At 50.3% G+C, this 1,720-nt stretch carries 1 rRNA gene; it reads right to left on the bottom strand.

Going from position 1 to position 1,720, the window contains the following annotated elements:
* A 23S ribosomal RNA gene (locus DWX91_RS16225) occupies positions 1–1,720 on the bottom strand; the annotation flags it as partial.

Here is a 1,720-nt window from a genome sequence, read left to right as displayed (position 1 = left end):
TTCTCTGCGGCCACATCTCTGTGGCACCCTTTATCCCGAAGTTACAGGGTCATTTTGCCGAGTTCCTTAACAATGCTTCTCCCGCCGGCCTTAGGATTCTCTCCTCATCCACCTGTGTCGGTTTACGGTACGGGTACATATCACACAATAGCGGCTTTTCTCGACAGCTCGAATCCCGGACTTCACTACTTTAATTCGCTCCGCATCACGTCTTCGGCTTACTAAGCGGTTTTGCCAGCTTAGCACCTACCTCGCTTGCCCTGGTATCTTCATTCCCAGGTTCCGGTATCTCTCTGTGTCCCCACAGTTCTGATGATATGCAGTACAGGAATTTCAACCTGTTATCCATCGACTACGTCTTTCGACCTCGCCTTAGGCCCCGACTTACCCAGAGCAGATCAGCTTTACTCTGGAAACCTTAGATATTCGGCCTGGAGGATTCCCACCTCCATCTCGCTACTCATTCCGGCATTCTCTCTTCTTAAAAATCCACAGCTCCTTATCGGTACTGCTTCGTCTCTTTAAGAATGCTCCTCTACCAATGTATAATTACATTCCTAAGCTTCGGTGTTGTGTTTTAGCCCCGGACATTTTCGGCGCAGGACCTCTCGACTAGTGAGCTATTACGCACTCTTTGAATGTGTGGCTGCTTCTGAGCCAACATCCTAGTTGTCTTCGAAATCCCACATCCTTTTCCACTTAACACACACTTTGGGACCTTAGCTGTAGGTCTGGGCTCTTTCCCTTTTGACTACCCAACTTATCTCGTGCAGTCTGACTCCCGTACATCATTTATGCGGCATTCGGAGTTTGATATTCTTCGGTAGACTTTGACGCCCCCTAGGAAATTCAGTGCTCTACCTCCGCTAAACTAATACGAGGCTAGCCCTAAAGCTATTTCGAGGAGAACCAGCTATCTCCGGGTTCGATTGGAATTTCTCCCCTATCCACACCTCATCGCCACCCTTTTCAACGGATGTGCGTTCGGTCCTCCATTCCCTTTTACGGGAACTTCAACCTGGACATGGATAGGTCACCCGGTTTCGGGTCTGCACATGCTGACTTTACGCCCTATTAAGACTCGCTCTCGCTTCGGCTCCGGAGCTTTACTCCTTAACCTCGCCAGCATCCGCAACTCGCCGGACCGTTCTACAAAAAGTACGCGGTTGCACCTTAACGTGCTTCCACAGCTTGTAAACACAGGGTTTCAGGTTCTCTTTCACTCCCCTCCCGGGGTCCTTTTCACCTTTCCTTCACAGTACTATGCGCTATCGGTCACTAAGGAGTATTTAGCCTTGGGGGGTGGTCCCCCCGAATTCCCGCAAGGTTCCACGTGTCTCGCGGTACTCTGGATCCTGCCGCTGCTTATCGTTTTCATGTACGAGGCTTTCACTCTCTCTGGCCGGTCTTTCCAGGACCGTTCCATTAACGAATCAGCTCACTTATGCAGTCCGTAACCCCAGAGTGCACGCACTCTGGTTTGGGCTCTTCCCATTTCGCTCGCCGCTACTTTGGGAATCGATGTTTCTTTCTCTTCCTCCGCCTACTTAGATGTTTCAGTTCAGCGGGTTCCCTTCCATACGTTATGTATTGGCGTATGGATGACTGAGGTCTTCTCAGCCGGGTTTCCCCATTCAGATATCTCCGGATCAATGGATATTTGCTCCTCCCCGAAGCTTTTCGCAGCTTATCACGTCTTTCATCGGCTCTTAGTGCCAAG

Source organism: Clostridium sp. AF22-10 (genome assembly GCF_003478725.1).
GTDB lineage: Bacteria > Bacillota > Clostridia > Lachnospirales > Lachnospiraceae > Otoolea > Otoolea fessa.
The sequence above is the reverse complement of the archived record's forward strand: the minus strand, read 5'-3'. Positions and strand labels throughout refer to the sequence as shown.